Genomic DNA, 21,031 nt, shown 5'->3' on the forward strand with positions numbered 1-21,031 from the left:
CGTCGCCTGCGCGCCCCGGCCCCCGACGGGGGCTTCCCCGCGCTGTGGTAGTTTCGGCGCGACATGACCCGGCCCGATCCCCCTTCCTCCGCCGACCGCGCCGACCTGGCCGCGCTGATCGCCGACGGAGCTCCGTTCGCGCTCATAGCGCGCACCCCCGACACCGTCGAGCTTCTGACCGGCGACGTCGTCGACGTTGAGCTGTTGGCCGACATCCCCCTCCAGGACGCGACCGGGCGTGCGCGCGAGGTGCTCGCCCTCGTTCCCTACCGTCAGGTGCGCGAACGCGGTTTCGCGTGCCACGACGACGGTGCGCCGCTGCGATGCCTCGTCGTGGCCGATCACCGCGAGGTCCCGCGCGCGGAGGTGATGGCGGGACTCCCCGCCCATCCGGTGCCGCTCATCGAGCCCGGGTTCGACATCTCGGACGAGGACTACGCGCAGATCGTGCGGACCGTCATCGCGGACGAGATCGGCCGCGGCGAAGGGGCGAACTTCGTCATCCGACGCGACTTCACCGCCGGGGTCGACGGCGACCCGGTCACGACGGCCCTCACCTGGTTCCGTGCGCTGCTCGAGCACGAACGGGGCGCCTATTGGACCTTCGCCGTGGTGACCGACGGGCACATCGCCGTCGGCGCGAGCCCGGAGGCGCACGTCAGCGCCCAGGACGGTGTGGTGACGATGAACCCCATCTCCGGGACCTTCCGCCACCCGGCCGGCGGCGCGACGGTCGAGACGCTCACCGCGTTCCTCGAGTCGACCAAGGAGACCGAGGAGCTCTTCATGGTCGTCGACGAAGAGCTCAAGATGATGAGCGCCGTGTGCTCGGACGGGGGGCGCATCACCGGGCCGCACCTGAAGGAGATGTCACGGCTCACGCACACCGAGTACGTGCTCCGGGGTCGCAGCCGGCTCGATCCGCGCGACATCCTCCGAGAGACCATGTTCGCCCCGACCGTGACGGGGTCGCCGATGCAGAACGCCTGCACCGTCATCGCCCGGCACGAGGCGACACCGCGCGGCTATTACTCGGGCGTCGCCGCGCTGTTCACGCCGCGGCCCGGGGCCACCGACACCGACGGCGGCGCGTCCCACGACCTCGACGCCCCCATCCTCATCCGAACGGCCTATCTGCAGGACGGTCGTCTGAGGGTCCCCGTCGGCGCCACGCTCGTCCGGCACTCCGACCCCTACGGCGAGGTGGGCGAGACCCACGGCAAGGCGGCGGGAGTCCTCGGCGCGATCGGCGCGATCCCGCGCGAGCTGGTCGCGACCACCGCGTCCGATGCCATCGACGAGGATGCTCCGGCGCCGGAGCCCCGTGCCCTCGCGGACGACCCCGGTATCGCCGCCTTGCTGGCCTCTCGCAACGGGCGCCTGGCGGCCTTCTGGCTGAATCCGCAGGACCCCGGTGAGGTCGGACCCTTCGCCGGCCGGTCGGCGATCGTGATCGACGCCGAGGACCGCTTCACCACGATGCTCGCCCATCAGCTGCGTCACCTCGGCCTGGACGTCGAGATCCTGCCCTGGCAGGACGTCGACGACCGGCGCGTGGACACCGCAGAGCTCGTGGTCGCCGGCCCCGGCCCGGGCGATCCGCGCGACGTCTCCAGCGAGCGGATTCGCCGCATGCGCGACATCGTCCGGCGCCGCACCGCGTCCGGGCGGCCGCTTCTGGCGGTCTGCCTCAGCCACCAGATCCTGGCCGACGCGGTGGGGGTCGGGCTCGCGCCGCTGTCAGCCCCCCATCAGGGTCTGCAGAAGACCGTCGACCTGTTCGGCACCGATGCGTCGATCGGGTTCTACAACACCTTCACCGCACGGGTTGCGCCCGGTGTCACCCGGATCGGCGACACCGAGATCGCGGCGGGACCCGACGGCGACGTCTTCGCTCTGCGCGGCCCCTCGTACGCGTCGGTCCAGGGACACCTCGAGTCGATCCTGTCCCGCGACGGCATGACGACGCTGGAACGCCTCGTCGGCCACGCGCTGGGATACAGCGCAGCCTGAGCCGTCCCGAGAGGTCAGCCGAAGATGGAGATCGGGTTGATCACGTCCGAGACGATCAGCACCGCACCCATCGCGATCAGGGCGATGACGACCACGAAGGTCACGGGGACGAGCTTGGTGGCGTCGACGGGTGCCGGAGCGGCCCTGCCGCGGAGCTTGGCCCACGCACGCTTGATGCCGTCCCACAGCGCTACGGCGACGTGTCCGCCGTCCAAGGGCAGCAGCGGCACGAGGTTGAACACGAAGAGCGCGATGTTCAGCGACGCCAGAAGCGAGAGGAAGCCGGCGACGCGGTTGAGCACGGGCGCGTCCGCCGCGGCGACCTCACCGGCGATGACGCCCGCGCCGACGACGCTGAGCGGGCCGTCGGGGTCGCGCTCCTGACCCGTGACGGTGGCGACCGCGGTCTCCCACACCAGCACCGGGAGCCGCCAGATCACCTGGGTGACCGCGCCGACGTTCTCGATGGCTGCCGCGGGTCCGGCCCAGAGAGGCTCGCGGAGATAGTCGACTTCCTGACGGATGCCGGCGAAGCCCACCTCGGTGATCTGCGGCTCCCCGTCTGGGCCGACGACGGGCCGGCCGCGGTCGTCGACCTCGGTCTGACTCACCGCCACCGGGGTCAGCTCGACGGTCTGCGCGGCGCCATCGCGCTCGAGGACGATCGCCAACTGCCGCCCGGGTGAGCTGCGGATGATCTCGGATGCTTCGGCGAAGGTCTCGACACGCTCGCCGTCGACGCTCACCAGCACGTCCCCGGGCTGCATCCCGGCGGCCGCGGCCGGGGCGACCGGGTCGTCCGCGGTGCACTCGGTGCGGCCGGCATCCGCCGGGATCACGCACTCGCTGACGCTCTGCACCGTGGTGGTGGCGGTCTGCACGCCGATGCCGCTGAGGAGGATGGCGAAGAGGACGATCGCGAAGAGCAGGTTCATGAACGGCCCGCCCAGCATGACCACGACCCGCTTCCACACCGGAAGCCGGTAGAACACGCGGCGATCCTCGACGCCGTCGACGGTCTCGTCGTTGGCGGAACGGGCGTCCTGGACCATCGTGGCGAAGAATCCGCCGCCGGCCCGCCCGCCGCGGTGGGCGTCTCGGTCGGCGGGACTGGGCGGGTACATTCCCGCCATCGAGATGTAGCCACCCAGGGGGATGGCCTTCACGCCGTACTCGGTCTCACCGTAGCGCCGAGACCAGAGGGTCGGGCCGAAGCCGATCATGTACTGCCCCACCCGGACGCCGAAACGCTTGGCGGGGACGAGGTGGCCGATCTCGTGGAGCGCGATCGACAGGGCGAGCCCCACGACCATGAGGGCGATGCCGATGATGAACGCGATCACTTCCACACGCCCCACGCTACCCGCGCGTCGCTTCGAGTTGGCCGCGAAGCGCGTCACCGCTCGGCGACGTCCTCACGCACGTTCCTCGGGCGCCGAGTGAGAGGATGGTCACGCTATGCCGACTGACGCCGCCTCGAATCTGCCTCCCGTGCTCCGCCCGGAGGCACCCCCCGTCCATTCGCTGGGGGATCTCGCCGCCCGCTTCGGCGGTGAGGTGCGCGGGGACGCCGCCGACGTCCGGCTGACCGGCCTCACCCTCGCCACGGCGGACCTGCGCGCCGGCGAAGCGTTCGTGGCCATCCGCGGTGTGAACCGCCACGGCGCCGAGTTCGCGGCGGCGGCAGCCGAGAAGGGCGCCGTCGCCGTCATCACGGATGCCGCCGGAGCGGACATCGCGGCCCGCGCCGGCCTGCCGATCGTCGTCGTGGACGACCCTCGCGCCGCGCTCGGCGATCTGTCGGCCTGGGTGTACGGCACCGGACCGGGCGACGACATCCCGCTGCTGTTCGGCACCACGGGCACGAACGGCAAGACGAGCGTGTCGCACCTGCTCGAGGGCATCCTGAATCAGCTCGGCGTCGTGACCGGACTGTCGTCGACGGCGGAGCGCCACATCGCCGGTGAGGTCATCGTCTCGCGCCTCACGACCCCCGAAGCCTCCGAGTTCCACGCCCTGCTGGCGCTGATGCGGGAACGTGGCGTACAGGCGGTCGCGGTCGAGGTCAGTGCACAGGCGCTCAGCCGTCACCGTGTGGACGGACTGCTGTTCGACGTCGCCGGATTCACCAACCTGTCGCACGACCACCTCGACGACTACGCCGACATGGACGAGTACTTCGAGGCGAAGCTGGCCCTGTTCCGCCCCGATCGCGCCCGCCGTGCCGTCATCTCACTGGACTCCGCCCCCGGCGCCGACGTCGCCGCGCGCAGCGAGATCCCGTTCGTGACCGTCGTGACCCCGGCCATCGCCGCGGATCCGGATGCGGACGCGGACTGGACCGTGGTGATCGACGACGAACGACAGGACGGCACCGCCTTCACCCTCACCGCCCGCGACGGGCGCTCCCTCACCACCGTCGTCCCCGTCATCGGACGGCACATGGCAGCCAATGCGGGACTTGCCATCGTCATGCTCCTCGAGGGCGGATACGCGTGGGACGACCTGTCTGCGGCGCTCGGCGGCGGCCGAATCGACGCGTACCTTCCGGGGCGCACGCAGCGCGTCTCGGGCGACCGCGGGCCGGCCGTGTACGTCGACTTCGGGCACTCCCCCGACGCGTTCGAGAAGACCCTCGCCGCCGTCCGCCATGTCACCCCCGGTCGTGTCCTCATGCTCGTCGGCGCTGACGGCGACCGTGATGCCACCAAGCGTCATGACATGGGCAGGACCGCTGTGGAGGGCAGTGACGTGCTCGTGATCACGGACCACCACCCTCGCTTCGAGGACCCGGACAGCATCCGCGCGACTCTCATCGACGGGGCTCGACGCGCACGCCCCGACGCCGAGATCCACGAGTACTCCCCTCCGGAGCGCGCCATCGTCGAGGCGGTGAAGCTCGTCGGCGACGGCGACGCGATCCTGTGGGCCGGCCCCGGACATCAGGACTATCGCGACGTCCGCGGAACCCGCGCCCCCTACTCCGCGCGAGAGCTGGCACGCCGCGCCCTGGCCGACGCCGGATGGCCGGTGCCGGAGCCGACGTGGCCGGTGCCCTACCCGCCGGACCGCATCATCGCGTCCGACCCCCTGCGCCCGGTCGACTGATCAGGCGGATGCCGCGATCGCGCGGTCCGCGGATTCCCGAGCCCAGCGCTCGGCCTCGATGAGGCTGTCGCGCGTGAGCGCCGCCGGCGCTTCGTGCGCGTCGACGACCCTCTCCACGGTCTCGAGGATCGAGAGGAAGCCGATGCGCCCCTCGTGGAAGGCGTCCACGGCCTGCTCGTTGGCGGCGTTGAACACGGCGGGGTACGTGGCTCCTGCCCGCCCCACACGCTTCGCCAGGCGCACGGAGGGGAAGGCCGCCTCGTCGAGCGGCTCGAACGTCCACGACGTCGCGGCGGTCCAGTCCAGCGGCCGGCCGACGCCGGCGACGCGGTGCGGCCAGTCCAGACCCAGCGAGATGGGCAGGCGCATGTCGGGTGGGGACGCCTGCGCGATGGTGGAGCCGTCGACGAACTCCACCATGGAGTGCACGATCGACTGCGGGTGCACGACGACGTCGATGTCGGCATAGGCGACCCCGAAGAGCAGATGCGCCTCGATGACCTCGAGACCCTTGTTCACCAGAGTGGCGGAGTTCGTCGTGACCACGCGACCCATGTCCCACGTGGGATGGGCGAGCGCTTCGGCGGGTGTGACCCCGGCGAGCGACGCCCGGCTCCGGCCGCGGAACGGGCCGCCGGACGCCGTCAGCACGAGCCGCCGCACTTCGGACCGGTCGCCGGAGCGCAGCGCCTGCGCGATGGCGGAGTGCTCGGAGTCCACGGGAACGATCTGGCCCGGCGCCGCGATCGCCGTCACCAGTTCCCCGCCCACGATGAGCGATTCCTTGTTGGCCAGCGCGAGCGTCCGACCCGACTCCAGCGCCGCGAGCGTCGGGCCCAGTCCCACGGAACCGGTGATGCCGTTGAGCACCACGTCGGCCTCGACGTCGCGCACGAGCTGCTCGGCCTCGGCGGCGCCGAGGGCGGTGTGCTCCACCCCGAACTCCGCCGCCTGGGCGTCGAGGCCCGAACGGTCGCGCCCCGCCGCGAGCCCGACCACCTCGAACCGGCGCGGATTGGCGCGGATGACGTCGAGCGCCTGCGTGCCGATCGAGCCGGTCGAGCCGAGGACGAGGATGCGGCGCATCCCGCCAGCCTAGTCCGCGCTATGCGGCAGGCTGGGTGCCGAGGATGTCGATGACGAACACCAGCGTCTGCCCGGTGAGGTCGCTGTCGTTGATCTCGCCCTCGCCGTACGCGACATCCGGGGGGAGGACGGCGATGACCTGCGAGCCGACGGTCTCTCCGATCACTGCGTCAGAGAAGCCCTGCACGACGCCGCCGCCGGTCGAGAAGGTGAAGGGGGTCTTGCCCCAGCTCTCGTCGAAGACCTCGCCGGTGTCCCATGAGACGCCGTGGTACTGCACCATCACGCCGTCGCCTGCTTCGACGACCTCGCCGTCGCCCTTCTTCAGGGTGGCCTTCTCGAACTCGGTCGGCGCGTCCCCGTCGGGGAGCGTCACCGTGGGCGCGCCGTCTTCGGCCAGCTCGACGGCGGGAAGCCCTTCCGCGGGATCCTGCGGCTCACCCCAGGCGGCGTTGGGCACGATCTCGAGCATGTCGACGACGTAGACCTCGCCCGGCGCGTCGGCCGTCGCCGGGAAGGCCCCGACGACGCGCGTGCCGGGTGCGGCGCAGCCGAGCAGCTGACCCAGAGGGTTGTCGGCCGAGATCTGCTGCGGAAGCACCGTGTTCTCGCCGTAGCCGAACGAACCGAGCAGCTCGCCGGTCTCGGCACTGTAGGCGCTCAGCGCGTAGGTCACCAGGTCGCCGGCCTCGGCGGCCTCGCCGGACCCCTCGGTGAGCACCGTGCTCTGCAGGTCTTCGATCTCGAGGGGCGCCTCGAAGGTGGCGGTGGATTCCTCCCCCACCTCGCCGTCGACCGTGACGGCCTCGGTCGCGGCGCCTGATTCGGCCCCCGCCGCGCACAGGTCGACCGTCGCGGAGCTCGACGGCGTGGGAGCGGCCTCGGTCCCTGAGCCCGTGCAGCCGGCGAGAAGGAACGCCGACACGGCGACGGTGGACAGGGCGACGAGCGGTCGAGAGCGCAAGAGGAATCCTCAGATCGACGAACGGGAGTCTCCCATCCTCCCCCATGTTTGCTCCACCCTCGCTGGGAACCGGCTATGCCATGCGTGGTATGGAAACGGGGGTAGCCTCGACGGGTGACTTCCGAGGAGACGACCGAACCCCGCGAAGATGACGCCACCGTCCCCGCCGTCGACACGCAGGAGCGGGTCACGCGCATGGGCGCGACGTACGTCCTGGGTCGCATGGTCATCACGGCGCTGGCCCGGGTGGTGTACCGACCGCACGTCGAAGGCCGCCACCTCGTCCCCCGGACCGGCCCGGTGATCTTCGCGAGCAACCATCTGTCGTTCATCGACTCGATCGCGATCCCGGTCGCGGCGCCCCGTCCCGTGCACTTCCTCGCCAAGTCGAGCTACTTCGAGGGCACAGGCGCGTCGGGATGGATCTCGCGGGAGTTCTTCACCGCCATCGGAGCGATCCCGGTCAAGCGCGGCGCCGGGCAGGCGGCTCTCGACGCCCTGGAGCAGCAGCGGATGCTCCTGGACCAGGACCGCGCAGTGGCGCTGTATCCGGAGGGCACACGCTCGCTGGACGGGCGGCTCTACAAGGGACGCACCGGGGTCGCCTTCCTCGCTCTGCAGACGGGGGCGCCGGTCGTGCCGGTGGGATTGATCGGCACCGACAAGGTCATGCCGGTCGGTGCCCGGATGCCGTCCACCAAGCACCGCATCACCGTGAAGTTCGGCGAGCCGCTCGAGCTGTCGCACCACGGACCGGCCACCTCGGGCCGTGCGCGGCGACTCGCGACCGACGACATCATGGCCGCCATCCACGCCCTCTCCGGCCAGGAGCTGGCGCACGCCTACAACGAGGCCCCCGCGCACAACCCCATCGATCGCATCAAGCAGGTCCTCCCTCACGAGCGCCGCTGATGACGATCACCGGTTCGTGGCGGACCGGGAAGTTGACGGAATTGGCGATGAAGCACCAGGCGTGAGCCTGCTCGTGCGCCGCCATCGCGGCATCCCGCATCGACTCCTCGGCGACGGTGACACGCGGGCGCAGCACGACCTCGCGGAAGGCGCCGGCGCCCCGTCCGTCCTCGACCATGAGCCCGCTCGCATCGTCCTCGTAGCCGGTGACGACGATGCCCGCCTGCACGCACGCGTGGAGGTACGACAGCAGGTGGCACTCGCTCAGCGCCGCGACCAGCAGATCCTCGGGGTTCCACCTCGCCGCGTCGCCCCGGAAGGGCTTGTCGGCCGACGCGAGCAGATCGGGCTTGCCGTCGATCTGGACCAGGACGGCCCGGTCGTAGTCCCGGTATCCGGTCGTTCCCGAGCCTCGGTTGCCGGTCCAGACCGACCGGACGGAGTATCGATGCTCGCCGAACATGAGCACAGTCTGTCATGGGGGTCGGCGGCGGCCTCCCCGGTAGGCTGACGTGGTGCCCCACACCTTCTCGGTCTCGGACGCCGTCGAACTCGCGGTCGTCGAGCGCAGCGGGTTCGTCGAATCCCGGCACGCGGGCGCGGCGATCGTGCTCGCCCCGGACGGCGCGGTCTCCGCCTCGCTGGGCGATACGTCGGCGCTGATCCTTCCGCGCTCGACGCTGAAGCCGCTGCAGGCACTGGCGATGCTGTCGGCGGGCGCACCCCTGGAGGGCGAGCACCTGGGGCTCGCGACCGCCAGCCACTCGGGCACCGACAGACACGTCGAGGTGGTCCGGCAGATCCTGCACTCCGCGGGTGTGACCGAGGACGCCCTCGGCTGTCCGCCCGCCTGGCCGGGCGACACGGCGACCCGCGACGCCCTCATCCGCGAGCACGGCGCGCCGGCCCGCCTGCGAATGAACTGCTCCGGCAAGCACGCCGCGATGCTCCTGACCTGCGTCGTCAACGGCTGGCCGACGGACGGCTACCTGGATCCCGCACACCCGCTCCAGGTGCATATCCGCGACGTGGTGGAGCGACTCGTCGGCGAGAAGTCCCCCACCGTCGCGGTCGACGGGTGCGGAGCCCCGGTCCTCGCGGTGACCCTCTTCGGCCTGGCCAAGGCGATCCACCGCATCGGAACCGCATCGTCGACGTCCCCGTTCGCGCTCCACCGCAGCGCGGGCGCTCTCGTTCAGGCGGTGCGCGCTCACCCGTGGACCATCGACGGACCCGGCCGTCCCGACACCGTCGCGATCGAGCAGCTCGGCGTCTTCGCCAAGACCGGCGCCGAGGGCGTGCTGGTGATGGTCGCGCCCGACGGCACCACGGTGGTGCTGAAGATGCTCGACGGCAGCACTCGCGCCACCACCGCCGTCGCGTTGCGGCTGCTCGAACGCGCAGGCGCGCTCGACGCCGCGGGCGTCGGCGAGGTCATGGCACGTCTTCCGCTGACCGTCACCGGCGGCGGACACGACGTCGGGGCCATCCGCCCCGCCTTCTGAGGCGCTCCCACGAGGAGCACGAACGCTCCAACGGCGGAGCGGAAAGGATCTGACGATGAGGATCAGCGTCCCCACCGAGGTGAAGAACAACGAGTACCGGGTGGCGCTCACACCCGCCGGCGTGCATGATCTCGTCGCCGCCGGTCACGAGGTGTTCGTGCAGCGCGGTGCCGGCATCGGTTCCTCGATGCCCGACAGCGAGTACGACGACGCCGGGGCCGTCCTGTTGGAGGATGCCGGCGACGTGTGGTCCCGGGCCGAGCTCCTCTTGAAGGTCAAAGAGCCGATCGCCGGCGAGTACGCGAACTTCCGCGACGACCTGGTGGTCTTCACCTACCTCCACCTGGCGGCGGACCGCGCGCTCACCGAACAGCTGGTGTCGGATCGGGTCACCGCGATCGCGTACGAGACGGTTCAGCTCGCCGGCGGCGGTCTGCCCCTTCTCGCGCCGATGAGCGAAGTGGCCGGCCGCCTGGCCCCCATGGTCGGCGCCTCCACGCTGATGAGGTCGGCGGGGGGCCTCGGGCTTCTGATGTCGGGCGTGCCGGGCACCAGGCCTGCGAAGGTCACGGTGATCGGCGGCGGCGTGGCCGGCGCGAACGCGGCGGTGATCGCCGTGGGCATGGGTGCCGACGTCACGGTCTTCGACACGAACGTGCAGCGCCTTCGCTACCTCGACGACCACTTCCAGGGGCGGGTGAAGACCGCCGCATCCAACCCGTTCGACCTCGATCGCGCGGTCGTCGACTCGGACCTCGTGATCGGTTCCGTGCTGATCCCCGGAGCGAAGGCACCCAAACTCGTCACCAACGAGATGGTCGGGCGGATGCGCCCGGGCTCCGTCCTGGTCGACATCGCCGTGGATCAGGGCGGCTGCTTCGAGGACACGCACCCGACCACCCACGCCGAACCCACCTTCCCCGTGCACGGGAGCGTGTTCTACTGCGTCGCCAACATGCCCGGCGCGGTGCCGCACACGTCCACCTCCGCTCTGACGAACGCGACGCTGCCCTACATCCGGCAGATCGCACGCCGGGGATGGAAGGACGCACTGCGGGCCGACGCCGCTCTGGCTGCGGGCCTCAATACGGTTGCGGGCTCCGTGGTGAACCCCGGGGTCGCCACCGCCCACGGACTCGAGGAGACCCCGCTCGCGGACGCGCTGGCCTGACGGGACGCTTTCGCCGAGGGTCGACGGTCAGGACAGCGCCTTCTCCTGGATCCCCCAGGGACTGCCGTAACCGGCCGGTGCGGGGGCGGCGAGCAGGTCGAGGAACGGGCGCGCGTCGAACGCCTCGGGCCCGAGCACGCCGCTCCCCTGCCAGGTGCCGCCGGCGAGGAGCTCCAGCGCGATGACGGGATTGATCGCCGTCTGCCACACCACGGCCTGCGAGTTGTACTCGGCCATCGTGTGCTCGTTGTCGGCGACGTGGTAGAGGTATGTCGAACGGGGGGCACCGTCCTTGCCGCGACCTCTCACCCACACCCCCGCGCAGGTCTTCCCCGACATGCGGTCGCCGAGGGTCGCCGGATCGGGCAGGCACGCGGCGACGACATCGCGCGGCGCGACCTGGACCCCCTTGACCGAGACCTTGTCGGTGCGGTCGAGGCCCAGCTTGTGCAGCACCTTGAGCACCTCGATGAACTCGTCACCGAGTCCGTACTTGAAGGTGACCCGGTCGGCGCCGGTCCATCGCGGCATGAGGAGGACCTCCTCGTGCTCGACGTTGACGCACTCGACCGGTCCGATCCCCTCGGGGAAGTCGAAGATCTCGGGCTCGCTGAAGGGAGCCGTGGTGAACCAGCCCCGGTCCCGCTCGAAGATCACGGGCGGGTTGAGGCACTCCTCGATCGTGGTCCAGATCGAGAACGACGGTGCGAAGTCGTATCCGGCGACGACGAGGTTCGCCCCGTCCCTCACACCGAGTTCGTCGATCTCGCTGAACAGCTCGTCCTCGGCATACCGCGCGAACACATCCGACAGGCCGGGTTCGACGCCGATTCCGACGAGCGCCAGGCGTCCGGCCAGGCGCCAGGCTTCGTCCTGGGCGAACTGCTCGTCGCCGAGCTTCACGCCGGGAAGCTCGAAGGGACGCTCCGGATGCGGTCGCGACAGACTCATCGCCATATCGAGATAGGTGGCGTCCGCAGCGGCGCAGCCGTCGAAGATCGGCATCACGAAACGCGGATCGACGGCGTTCAGCACATGCGTGACCCCGTGCTCACGGATGAGCGCAGCGACCGACTCCGCATCGGACGCGTCGATGCGGGCAGCCGAGAACCGGGCGTCGGCGAGTTCGGCGACGAGGCCCTCGGGCCGGGACGGGTCGTAGTCGGCGATCACCACGTGCTCGAAGAAGTCGCGCCGCGCGGCGATGCGCGCGGCGGCCGAGCCGACACCGCCGGCTCCGACGATGAGGATGCGCATGGGTTCTCCTGCCGATCGGGTGTTCCTGCGACGGTATGAGGACCACCCGGGCGGGTCAAGAACCGGTGCCGGTACGGATCGACCTGAACTGCACCGCCGGAAGGACGATGCGGACGGGGTCATCGCCGCTCGAGAAGAGCCACGCTCTCCCCCGCCCGGGCTCGGCGTAGGGCGGCAGGATGCGGCTTCCGGTGAGCAGGCGAAGGTCGGCGGCGCACGAGGCGTCGATCACGAGGTCGTGCTCGGAGCGCACCTGCGAGAGCACCCGCCAGTGCCGCTGCCATTCCTCCGGGTCGCCGACCACCACCGTCGGGGTCCCCGGATGCACGCCTTCGGCGTACTCGGCGACGGACCACACGTGCATCCCGCACTGCTGCCAGGTGCGCTGCGCCTCCCGCGCTGCCGGCGACCGCCGGGCGACGAACCCCGTGAGCATCGTGCTCGGCATCCATGCCGCCTCGTCCTCGCGCGGCAGGCGGCGGACCTCCGGTACGCGCGCGATCTGGATCGGCACGCCGTCCAGGGTGCCGCGTCCCGGGGGCGCATCGCCACGGAAGGCGACCGGGTCCCCGCCCAAGGCGATGTGCTCGAGGCGCGTGGTCGTGCGGAGAACGAGGCGGCGCGGGAGCAGATCCGCGATGCGGACGACGGGACCGCTGAGGCGCTGCACGGACGCAGCCACGAGGTAGCCCTGCTGCCCCGCACCCCGGCAGAGTGCATCGAGCAGCTCGAAGAACTCCTGCGCGTACTCGGGCGGGAACCTGCCCATCAGCGCGTCGAGATCGTCCGCGACGACGAGACTGCCTGCTCCCGGCGGCGTCCGCTGCAGCTCGATCGCGGCATCCCATGCGCTCTCGGCGTCGTCGGGGATGCGGACGACGTGGCGGGCCTGGGCGGCGAGGGTGTCCAGCGCCGTCGTGCGCCCCGACCCCGGGCCGCCGGCCACGAGCAGCCCGCGTTCGGCGACGGCGATGCACGCGGGCGCCTGGCGCTGCCACTCGGGCTCGTCGAGAAGTCCGAGCACCAGCGCACCGGGTGTCGCGTCGACCGCGGGGAGCTCTGCCAGATCGATGCACGCGGGAAGCTCGGGAAGCCAGGGCCGCCGCGGCTGGGGGCCGGTCGACGCCTCGATGACCGCGGCGACATCGGCAGCAGCCGACAACGCCACGCGGACGCGCAGCGGGAGGGCGTCGGCCGCGCGGCGCACCATGGCGATCCCCCGTCCGTCGTCGCCGCCGGGGATGTCGGCGGCGTCCTCGCTGCCGATGACCGCTCGGCTGTCCGCGCGATCGGTCACCCGCAGGCTCAGCCGGAGCGGACAGTTGGCCAGCAGGACCTCGCGGACGACCCCGGCGATGCGCTGTGTGCCGAGGATGAGGTGCATCCCCAGTGCACGCCCACGGGCGGCGACGTCGGCGAAGACCGCATGCAGCTCGGGCTGCTCCGAGAGCAGGGCGGCGAACTCGTCCACGACGATGACCAGTCGCGGCAGCTGCACCCGCGGATCCGCAACGTCTCGGGCTCCCGCCGCGGCCAGGGCGCCCTCGCGCCACCTCATCTCGGCGCGCAGGCTCTCGATGGCGCGCCGGGCGCCCGATCCGTCGAGATCGGTGAGCACGCCTGTCACGTGCGCGAGTCCGGTGAGGGCGTCGAAGGCGGTGCCGCCCTTGAAGTCGGCGAGCAGAAAGCTGAGCTCCCGCGTGGAGTGCGTGGCGCACAGGGAGAGGATCCAGGTGATGAGCAGTTCGCTCTTGCCCGCACCGGTGACCCCGGCCACGACGGCGTGCGGACCGTCGGCGACGAGATCGACCGTGAGAGGACCGGTGTCGGCCACACCGATGACGGCCGGCAGCCGTCCGGGAGCGCGGACCGGTCGGTGATCGGCCAGCAGCCGTCCCAGGGGAAGCGGTTCGATGCCCTCGCTGCGTCCGAAGGCGGTTCCCGCGCGGCGATCGAGCTGCGCGGCCAGCTCGAGCGCCTGGGCCTCGCCGACGGCCTCGAGCCGAAGGTCGCGCTCGTCCGCGTCCGAGGGCTCGTCCAGCCGTCCGGCGGTCAGTCCTCGCACGTGGATCGTGACGCCGCAGCGCGGCGAGGCGGGCAGGCCCGGCTGCCCGAGGGCCAGCACGAACTCCGCGTCGGCGGGAACCGGATCTCCGGCGTCGATGAGCGCCAGCGCCCGGCCAGAGGCGGCGCGGCGATGCGGGAGCTCCTCAGCCCACGCGTGCACGCCGCGCAGCGGGCCGGTGATCCGCAGCTCGCCCGGAGGAAGAGCGAGGCACAGTTGAAGCGCGAGTCCCCGCAGCACGGCGGCACAAGCCACCTCTCCGGAGCCGATGACCGTGACGCCGAGCGCGGCGGACACCACCACCGGCGCATCGGCGAGGCGGGCCGCGGTGCGGCGGAGGCGGGCGGCCGCGGGATCACCGTGGCCGCCGTTGACCTGCACCTCGCTGACCACATCGCCCGAGCCCACGACGATCACTCCGGCACGGCCCGGAACGCTGCGCCACACCTCGGCGTCGGCCCGGATGAAGCCCGCGACGTCCGGATGCCGCCCCCGGCGCTCTGCTCGCTCGATACCGTGTCTGCGGACGATCTCTTCGTACGCCGCCTCGTGGGCCTCGCGCGCGGCCCGCTCTGCGCGTCGACGATCCCGACGCGTCGTTCGCCCTGCGTCGAGGACGGACGCGCCGGCCAGCAGCGGGCCGAGCACCGCCAGCCACAGCGCGAGGACCGAACCGGTGACCAGCCATATGGCGACGGCGCCGACGACGGGCACGATCGCGGCGAGGACGGGGACGGGCGGCCGCGGCGGCGGCGCCCACGCATCCGGCAGGTTCAGCGGCTCGTCATGATGGAGTCGGTGCGCTGCAGGAGCGCGAAGGGCTGCGGCGACGGAATCGGACACCCCGCCACTGAACCGCACCTCGCCGAGCCCCGCGTCCGCGCGCGGCCACCTGTGGAGGGATCGAGCTCAGTTCGCCGCTGGGGAGGAGTCGGCGTCGGCGCCCGGCGCGTGGGATGCGCCGGCGTCGACGGGGCCGACGTTGAGCACGATGATCGAGATGTTGTCGCGCCCGCCGTTCTCGAGGGCGGCATCCAGCATCGCGTCCACTGCGGCGGCGGGATCGGCGTGCTCGGCCAGGAAGTGCTTGATGCCGTAGTCGGTCAGTTCCTTGGTGAGGCCGTCGGAGCAGATCACGAAACGGTCGCCGGCCGCCAGCTCGATGCGCACGTAGTCCGGTGTCACGCTCTCGCTCGGTCCGACCGCCCGGGTGATCACGTTTCCGTAGGGGTGGCTCTCGGCTTCCTCAGGGCTCAGCCGCCCGGCGGCTACGAGTTCCTGCACGACGGAGTGATCCGTCGTGATCTGGACGATGGTGCCCTCGCGCAGCAGGTACACCCGCGAGTCGCCGATGTTGAGGGTGACCCAGTGAGGCTCGTCACCCGCGGTCTCGAGGTACACGCCGGTGAGCGTCGTCCCGGTGCCCTCGTCGGTCGCCTCGGGGTGGGAGGCGATGTCCTTGACCGCTCGGCCGAGCGCCTTCTCGATGGTCTCGGGGGTGACGGATCCGGCATCCACCACCTCGCGCAGCCGTGTGATCGTGCTCGCGCTGGCGATCTCGCCGCCGATGTGCCCGCCCATGCCGTCGGCGACGACGAAGAGCGGGTAGCCGGCGAACACCGCGTCCTGATTGACATCGCGTCGTCTGCCGGTGTGCGTGACAGCGGCCCATTCCAGCGACAGCGCGCCGTCGGGCATCTCGACGTCGCGCGCCTGCGTGGTTACCTCGGGCACGCCCTGTCCTCCTGTGAGCCGGCGATCGGGGCCGTCCGGCTCGGACCGGTCGGCGTCATCACATCCTAGTGCGTCAAGACCGACCGCCTTCGGACATCGGCGGTGCGCCTGGCACCGCGGCCTCGGCGGTCTCATCCATCGGAGCCTCGAACTGGGCGTTGTACAGCCTCTCGTAGGCGCCGCCCGTCGCGAGGAGCTCCTCATGGCGGCCCTGTTCGACGATCGCGCCGTCCGCCATGACGAGGATGAGATCGGCATCCCGGATGGTCGACAGCCGATGCGCGATGACGAAAGCGGTCCTGTCGCGACGGAGCTTCGACATGGCGCGCTGGATCAGGAGCTCGGTGCGCGTGTCCACCGAGCTCGTGGCCTCGTCGAGGATGAGGATGCGCGGATCTGCGAGGAACGCGCGCGCGATCGTGATCAGCTGACGCTCCCCGACACTGAGGTTGGTGGCGTCGTCGTCGAGGAGCGTCTCGTACCCGTCGGGGAGGGCGTGGACGAAGCGGTCGACGTAGGCGGCGGTGGCGGCGGCGATGATCTCCTCCTCGGATGCCGCGGGTCGGCCGTACGCGATGTTCTCGCGGATCGTCCCCGCGAACAGCCAGGTGTCCTGCAGCACCATCCCGGTGCGGCTGCGCAGATCGTCCCGTGTGATGCGGCGGGTGTCGACGCCGTCGAGGGTGATGGACCCGTCGTCGACGTCGTAGAACCGCATGACGAGGTTGACCAGCGTGGTCTTCCCCGCACCGGTGGGCCCGACGATGGCGACGGTGCTGCCCGGTGCCGCGGCCAGGGACAGTCCCTCGATGAGCGGGACATCCGGCGCGTAGCGGAAGGAGACGTCGTGGAACTCGAGGTGACCGGCGTCCGCCGGCGGCGACTGCGCGGGGTCCTCATCGGGTTCCTGCTCGGGTTCATCGAGCAGCTCGAACACCCGCTCCGCGCTGGCGACCCCCGACTGCAGCAGAGCGGCCATGGAACCCAGCTGGCTGAGCGGCTGGGTGAACTGTCGCGAGTACTGGATGAACGCCTGCACATCGCCGATCGACATCGCCATCGCCGCGACCTGCAGACCGCCGACCACGGCGATGGCGACGTAGACGAGGTTGCCGATGAACATCATCGCCGGCATGATCAGGCCGGAGACGAACTGTGCCCCGAAGCTCGCCCGATACAGCTCCTCATTCTCGGACCGGAAGTCGGCCTCGACCTCGGCCTGGTGCCCGAAGGTCTTCACGAGCGCGTGTCCCGAGAACGTCTCCTCGACCCTCGCGTTGAGGACGCCCGTGGCCTTCCACTGCGCTGCGAAGAGCGTCTGGGACCGCCGAGCGACGAGCACGGTGATGGCGACCGTGAGCGGGATCGTCACCAGCGCGATGACGGCCAGCAGCGGGGAGAGGACGAACATCATCGCCAGCACGCCGATGACCGTCAGCAGCGAGACGACGACCTGCGACAGCGTCTGCTGCATCGTCTGGCCGATGTTGTCGACGTCGTTCGTCACCCGGCTGAGCAGCTCTCCTCGCTGCACACGGTCGAAGTAGGCCAGCGGCAGGCGGTGAATCTTGTCCTCGACCTGCATGCGCAGACGATGCACGGCCCGTTGGACGACGCCGTTCAGGATGCGCCCCTGCAACCAGCCGAAAGCGCTCGCCAGAACGTAGACCGCGAGGACGACGAGCAGGATGGCACCCAGCCGGCGGAAGTCGATACCGACCTGGGGCGCGAGGAACCCGGCGAAGACGACGTTGGTGCCTTCGCCGAGCAGCTTCGGTCCTGCGACGCTGAGGGCGACCGAGAGGGTCCCGAAGAGGAGCACCACGACGAGTCTCCCCCGCTCGCTGCGGAGAGTTCCCAGCAGACGTCGGGCGCTCGGGCCGAACGAGCGGGCCTTCTCCGCGGGCGCCTGGCCCGGTCCCCGACCCATCGGCCCCCGCCCCATCGGTCCTCCGAGCGGGCGTCCGCCGCTCATGCCGCCTCCTCCGCCGCCAGCTGCGACTCGACGATCTCGCGGTAGGTTCCGCAGGACTGAAGCAACGTCTCGTGCGTGCCGAGTCCCACGATGCGGCCGTGCTCGAGTACGACGATCTGATCGGCCCCGCGGATGGTCGACACGCGCTGGGCGACGACCAGCCGCGTCGTGTTCGGGAGTTCGCGGTCGAGAGCACGCCGCAGCGCGGCATCCGTGGCCAGATCCAGGGCGGAGAACGAATCGTCGAAGATGTGGATGGTCGGACGCTTGACCAGGGCGCGAGCGATGGCGAGCCGCTGGCGCTGACCGCCGGATACGTTGGTGCCGCCCTGCGCGATCGGCATCTCGAGTCCTTCGGCGGACGCGTCGACGAAGTCCCGGCCCTGGGCGATGGCGAGGGCGTGCCAGAGCTGCTCGTCGGTGGCCTCGGCGTCGCCGTAGCGCAGGTTGGAGGCGATGGTCCCCGAGAACAGGAAGGCGCGTTGGGGAACGAGCCCGATCCGCCGCCACAGTTCGTCGGGGTCGTACTCGCGCACGTCGATCCCGTCGACCCGGACGACACCCGCCGTCGCGTCGAAGAGTCGCGGGACCAGGCCCACGAGGGTGGTCTTGCCCGCCCCTGTCGAACCGATGATCGCGGTGGTGGTGCCGGGCTCGATCGCGAAGGTGATGTCGCGCAGCACCGGCTCATCCGCACCTGGGTAGGAGAATTCGACGCCGTCGAACTCGATGCGACCCGCCGCCCCGGGTGCGGCGACGGGGACGGCCGGAGGGACGACCGATGGCGCGATGTCGAGGACCTCGCCGATGCGGTCGGCGCACACGGCGGCGCGCGGGATCATGACGAACATGAACGTGGCCATCATGACGCCCATGAGGATCTGCATGAGGTACGTGAGGAAGGCAAAGAGGGTGCCGATCTGGACGTCGCCCGACTGCACCTGGAAAGCTCCGAACCAGATGACCGCGACGCTCGACAGATTGAGCACCAGCATGACCGCCGGGAACATGAGTGCCATGAGGTTCCCGGCACGCAGTGCCGTCGCCATGACGTCCTGGCTGGCTCGGCCGAACCTCTCGCGCTCCTCGCGCTCGCGGACGAACGCCCGCACCACCCGGATCCCCGTGAGCTGCTCGCGGAGGATCTGGTTGACGCGGTCGATGCGCTTCTGCATGAGGGTGAAAGCCGGCACCATGCGCCACACGATGAGACCCACCACGACGAGCAGCACGGGGATCGCGACGCCCATGAGCCACGACAGCCCCGCGTCCTGGCGGATCGCCATGACAACACCGCCGATGGCGAGCATCGGCGCCGAGACCATGAGGGTCGCCGACACCTGCACGAGCATCTGCACCTGCTGGACGTCGTTCGTGTTGCGGGTGATCAGGGATGCCGGACCGAACACCCCCACCTCGCGCTGCGAGAAGGCGACGACACGGTGGAAGAGGTCGGCGCGGAGATCACGTCCCAGGCCCATCGCGAGGCGCGAGCCGAAGTAGACCGCGATGATCGCGCAGACGATCTGCACCAGACTGATCCCCAGCATCACCGCGCCGGTGGACCAGATGAACGGGATGTCGCCGGTCACCACCCCGCGGTCGATGATGTCGGCGTTGAGCGTGGGCAGCAGCAGCGCCGCGACGGACTGCGCCAGCTGGAACACCACGACCGCCGCGGCCAGCGGCCATGCGGGGCGCAGGTAGCGTGCGAGAAGCGTGCCCAGCACCGGGTCAGACCTGCGCGCCGGGGTCCGCCGGGAGCGGGAAGATCTCGTCGATACGCGCGAGGTCGGCGGTGCTCGGCACCCACGCCGTCGCCGCGGCTGCGTTCGCGCGCACCTGGTCGGCGCTGGTGGCGCCGGCGATGACGCTCGACAGAGCCGGCTGGGCGAGAAGCCAGCCGAACGTCGCTTCGAGCATCGTGAGGCCGCGCTCGTCGCAGAAGGCACGGTACTCCTCCAGTGCGTCCCACGGAGCATCCCGCCACACGTGCTGCCGCTGCCGCATGATGCGGGTGTCGGCGGGCGCGTTGTCGCGGCTGAACTTGCCGGTCAGCAGGCCGTTGTGCAGCGGGAAGTACGGCAGGAAGCCGAGGCCGAATCGCCGCACCGCGGGCAGGACCTCCCGTTCGGCCGAACGGGCCAGCAGGCTGTAGTGATTCTGCGCCGAGATGAACGGGATGCCCGCCCGGGCCGCTGCCACGAAATGGGCCTCGGCGATCTGCCATCCCGCGAGGTTCGAGTGACCCACATAGCGGACCTTGCCCTCGCGGACGAGGTCACCGAGCACGTCGAGGGTCTCTTCGATCGGGGTGCCGGGATCAGGGGTGTGCAGCTGGTAGAGGTCGATCCAGTCGGTTCGCAGGCGCTGGAGGGAGCCTTCCACCGCCCGCCGGACGTACGAGCGCGATGCTTTCGCGCCCACCGCGCCGTAGCCGATGTCGCGTCCCGAGTGCCCGAACTTGGTGGCCAGCACGACGCGGTCCCGCCGCCCCTCGAGGGCCTGACCCATGAGCGTCTCGGACTGACCCGGATCGGCGCCGTACATGTCCGCGGTGTCGAGGAAGGTGACGCCGGCGTCGAGGGCGGCATCGAGGACCTCCCGGGTCCCCTCGAGCGACTCGCTGCGCGTGCCGGCCCGGCCGAAATTGTTGCAGCCGAGGCCGACGGCGGATACGAGGAGGCCGGAGTCGCCGAGTCGGCGGAGCGGAACAGTCGTCGTCGTCATGGGACAACGCTAGCCCCCGCGACGTGCTCCCGGACGCACGACGACCCCCTCCGAGGAGGGGGTCGTCGTGGTCGGGCTCAGGGCCGCGGCGGCTCGGGCGAGGCCGGCGGTTCGGTCGGCGGCTGCGTCGCCGCAGGCGGAGTCGTCGGCGGTGTCGCAGGCGGGGGGGGCGGGGGGGCCGCGGGGGGCGGCACCGGGGGGGGCTGGCTGCGGCCGGCGGGGCCGGCTGCGTCGTCCCGGCGGACGGCGCGGGCGGCGGGGCGTACCCGGCCGGAGCCTGGTAGCCGGCGGGCGGGTACGCGGCGGGGGCAGCGCCGGCCGCACCGACGGATCCCGCGGCTTCCGGCTGCACCGGGATGCCCTGCCACACCGTGGTGTCCTTCAGGAAGGTGTTCCGCCAGGGGGACGGCGCGATCGCGGGGTTCCACGTCGTGTTGCCGAAGGCGAGGACGCCGAGCCAGATGAGACCGCCGACGCCGGGGATCAGCCACAGCAGCAGCAGCGGCCAGTC

Annotated in this window: 15 protein-coding genes; 5 read left to right on the forward strand and 10 right to left on the reverse strand. The window is 71.1% G+C overall.

The genetic code is table 11. From position 1 onward, the window contains the following. The first annotated feature begins 63 nt into the window (after positions 1-63). Complete coding sequence (locus NFR93_RS10305; protein WP_251453106.1) at positions 64-2,013, forward strand: chorismate-binding protein; 1,950 nt, start codon at positions 64-66, stop codon at positions 2,011-2,013. Positions 2,014-2,027: 14 nt separating this feature from the next. Here NFR93_RS10305 and NFR93_RS10310 read toward each other — a convergent pair whose 3' ends face one another. Further along, positions 2,028-3,362 (reverse strand): M50 family metallopeptidase, encoded by a 1,335-nt coding sequence (locus tag NFR93_RS10310; RefSeq protein WP_251453108.1) that lies wholly within the window; start codon positions 3,360-3,362, stop codon positions 2,028-2,030. Positions 3,363-3,471: 109 nt separating this feature from the next. Between NFR93_RS10310 and NFR93_RS10315 the strand changes: the two genes are divergently transcribed. Continuing rightward, complete coding sequence (locus NFR93_RS10315; protein WP_251453110.1) at positions 3,472-5,121, forward strand: UDP-N-acetylmuramoyl-L-alanyl-D-glutamate--2,6-diaminopimelate ligase; 1,650 nt, start codon at positions 3,472-3,474, stop codon at positions 5,119-5,121. On the opposite strand, the gene dxr is transcribed toward NFR93_RS10315, so the two are convergent. Together dxr and NFR93_RS10325 are read right to left on the reverse strand one after the other, a co-directional pair. Further along, positions 5,122-6,207 (reverse strand): 1-deoxy-D-xylulose-5-phosphate reductoisomerase, encoded by a 1,086-nt coding sequence (dxr, locus tag NFR93_RS10320; RefSeq protein ID WP_251453111.1) that lies wholly within the window; start codon positions 6,205-6,207, stop codon positions 5,122-5,124. A 19-nt stretch (positions 6,208-6,226) separates the two neighbouring features. Next, positions 6,227-7,171 (reverse strand): FKBP-type peptidyl-prolyl cis-trans isomerase, encoded by a 945-nt coding sequence (locus NFR93_RS10325; protein ID WP_251453112.1) that lies wholly within the window; start codon positions 7,169-7,171, stop codon positions 6,227-6,229. A gap of 195 nt (positions 7,172-7,366) precedes the next feature. Here NFR93_RS10325 and NFR93_RS10330 point away from each other — a divergent pair, with 195 nt between their 5' ends. Then, a complete protein-coding gene (locus NFR93_RS10330; RefSeq protein ID WP_251453580.1) occupies positions 7,367-8,083 on the forward strand; it encodes a lysophospholipid acyltransferase family protein in 717 nt (238 codons plus the stop codon). Here the strand turns inward: NFR93_RS10330 and NFR93_RS10335 are convergent. Beyond that, a complete protein-coding gene (locus tag NFR93_RS10335; protein WP_251453113.1) occupies positions 8,052-8,546 on the reverse strand; it encodes an OsmC family protein in 495 nt (164 codons plus the stop codon). The two genes, NFR93_RS10330 and NFR93_RS10335, sit on opposite strands and share 32 nt — an antisense overlap. A 52-nt stretch (positions 8,547-8,598) precedes the next feature. Here NFR93_RS10335 and NFR93_RS10340 point away from each other — a divergent pair, with 52 nt between their 5' ends. Both NFR93_RS10340 and ald read left to right on the forward strand, forming a co-directional pair. Beyond that, positions 8,599-9,588, forward strand: a complete 990-nt coding sequence (locus tag NFR93_RS10340; RefSeq protein ID WP_251453114.1) for an asparaginase — start codon at positions 8,599-8,601, stop codon at positions 9,586-9,588. A 55-nt stretch (positions 9,589-9,643) separates the two neighbouring features. Continuing rightward, complete coding sequence (ald, locus tag NFR93_RS10345) at positions 9,644-10,759, forward strand: alanine dehydrogenase (protein WP_251453115.1); 1,116 nt, start codon at positions 9,644-9,646, stop codon at positions 10,757-10,759. A gap of 27 nt (positions 10,760-10,786) precedes the next feature. On the opposite strand, the gene NFR93_RS10350 is transcribed toward ald, so the two are convergent. The 6 genes from NFR93_RS10350 to NFR93_RS10375 form a co-directional block, all read right to left on the reverse strand. Beyond that, positions 10,787-12,016, reverse strand: a complete 1,230-nt coding sequence (locus NFR93_RS10350) for a saccharopine dehydrogenase family protein (RefSeq protein WP_251453121.1) — start codon at positions 12,014-12,016, stop codon at positions 10,787-10,789. Between the two features lie 55 nt (positions 12,017-12,071). Further along, a complete protein-coding gene (locus NFR93_RS10355; protein WP_251453129.1) occupies positions 12,072-14,924 on the reverse strand; it encodes an FtsK/SpoIIIE domain-containing protein in 2,853 nt (950 codons plus the stop codon). A gap of 66 nt (positions 14,925-14,990) precedes the next feature. Continuing rightward, complete coding sequence (locus NFR93_RS10360; RefSeq protein WP_251453131.1) at positions 14,991-15,815, reverse strand: PP2C family protein-serine/threonine phosphatase; 825 nt, start codon at positions 15,813-15,815, stop codon at positions 14,991-14,993. A 73-nt stretch (positions 15,816-15,888) separates the two neighbouring features. Beyond that, positions 15,889-17,790, reverse strand: coding sequence for an ABC transporter ATP-binding protein (locus NFR93_RS10365; RefSeq protein ID WP_502846281.1), 1,902 nt, complete (start codon positions 17,788-17,790; stop codon positions 15,889-15,891). Beyond that, entirely contained in the window at positions 17,787-19,520 is a 1,734-nt protein-coding gene (locus NFR93_RS10370; RefSeq protein WP_251453139.1) for an ABC transporter ATP-binding protein, read from the reverse strand. Before NFR93_RS10370 ends, NFR93_RS10365 begins: the two co-directional genes overlap by 4 nt. Before the next feature lie 4 nt (positions 19,521-19,524). Next, complete coding sequence (locus tag NFR93_RS10375) at positions 19,525-20,520, reverse strand: aldo/keto reductase (protein WP_251453143.1); 996 nt, start codon at positions 20,518-20,520, stop codon at positions 19,525-19,527. Positions 20,521-21,031: the final 511 nt, after the last annotated feature.

Origin of the sequence: Microbacterium sp. Marseille-Q6648 (assembly GCF_943181415.1) — a bacterium.
Taxonomy (GTDB): Bacteria; Actinomycetota; Actinomycetes; order Actinomycetales; family Microbacteriaceae; genus Microbacterium.

Coding starts and splice junctions, on each gene's coding strand:
- NFR93_RS10330 (WP_251453580.1), top strand. CDS start 7,367: ATGGGCGCGACGTACGTCCTGGGTCGCATGGTCATCACGGCGCTGGCC.
- dxr (WP_251453111.1), bottom strand. CDS start 6,207: ATGCGCCGCATCCTCGTCCTCGGCTCGACCGGCTCGATCGGCACGCAG.
- NFR93_RS10305 (WP_251453106.1), top strand. CDS start 64: ATGACCCGGCCCGATCCCCCTTCCTCCGCCGACCGCGCCGACCTGGCC.
- NFR93_RS10315 (WP_251453110.1), top strand. CDS start 3,472: ATGCCGACTGACGCCGCCTCGAATCTGCCTCCCGTGCTCCGCCCGGAG.
- ald (WP_251453115.1), top strand. CDS start 9,644: ATGAGGATCAGCGTCCCCACCGAGGTGAAGAACAACGAGTACCGGGTG.
- NFR93_RS10375 (WP_251453143.1), bottom strand. CDS start 20,520: ATGACGACGACGACTGTTCCGCTCCGCCGACTCGGCGACTCCGGCCTC.
- NFR93_RS10350 (WP_251453121.1), bottom strand. CDS start 12,016: ATGCGCATCCTCATCGTCGGAGCCGGCGGTGTCGGCTCGGCCGCCGCG.
- NFR93_RS10365 (WP_502846281.1), bottom strand. CDS start 17,790: ATGAGCGGCGGACGCCCGCTCGGAGGACCGATGGGGCGGGGGCCGATG.
- NFR93_RS10335 (WP_251453113.1), bottom strand. CDS start 8,546: ATGTTCGGCGAGCATCGATACTCCGTCCGGTCGGTCTGGACCGGCAAC.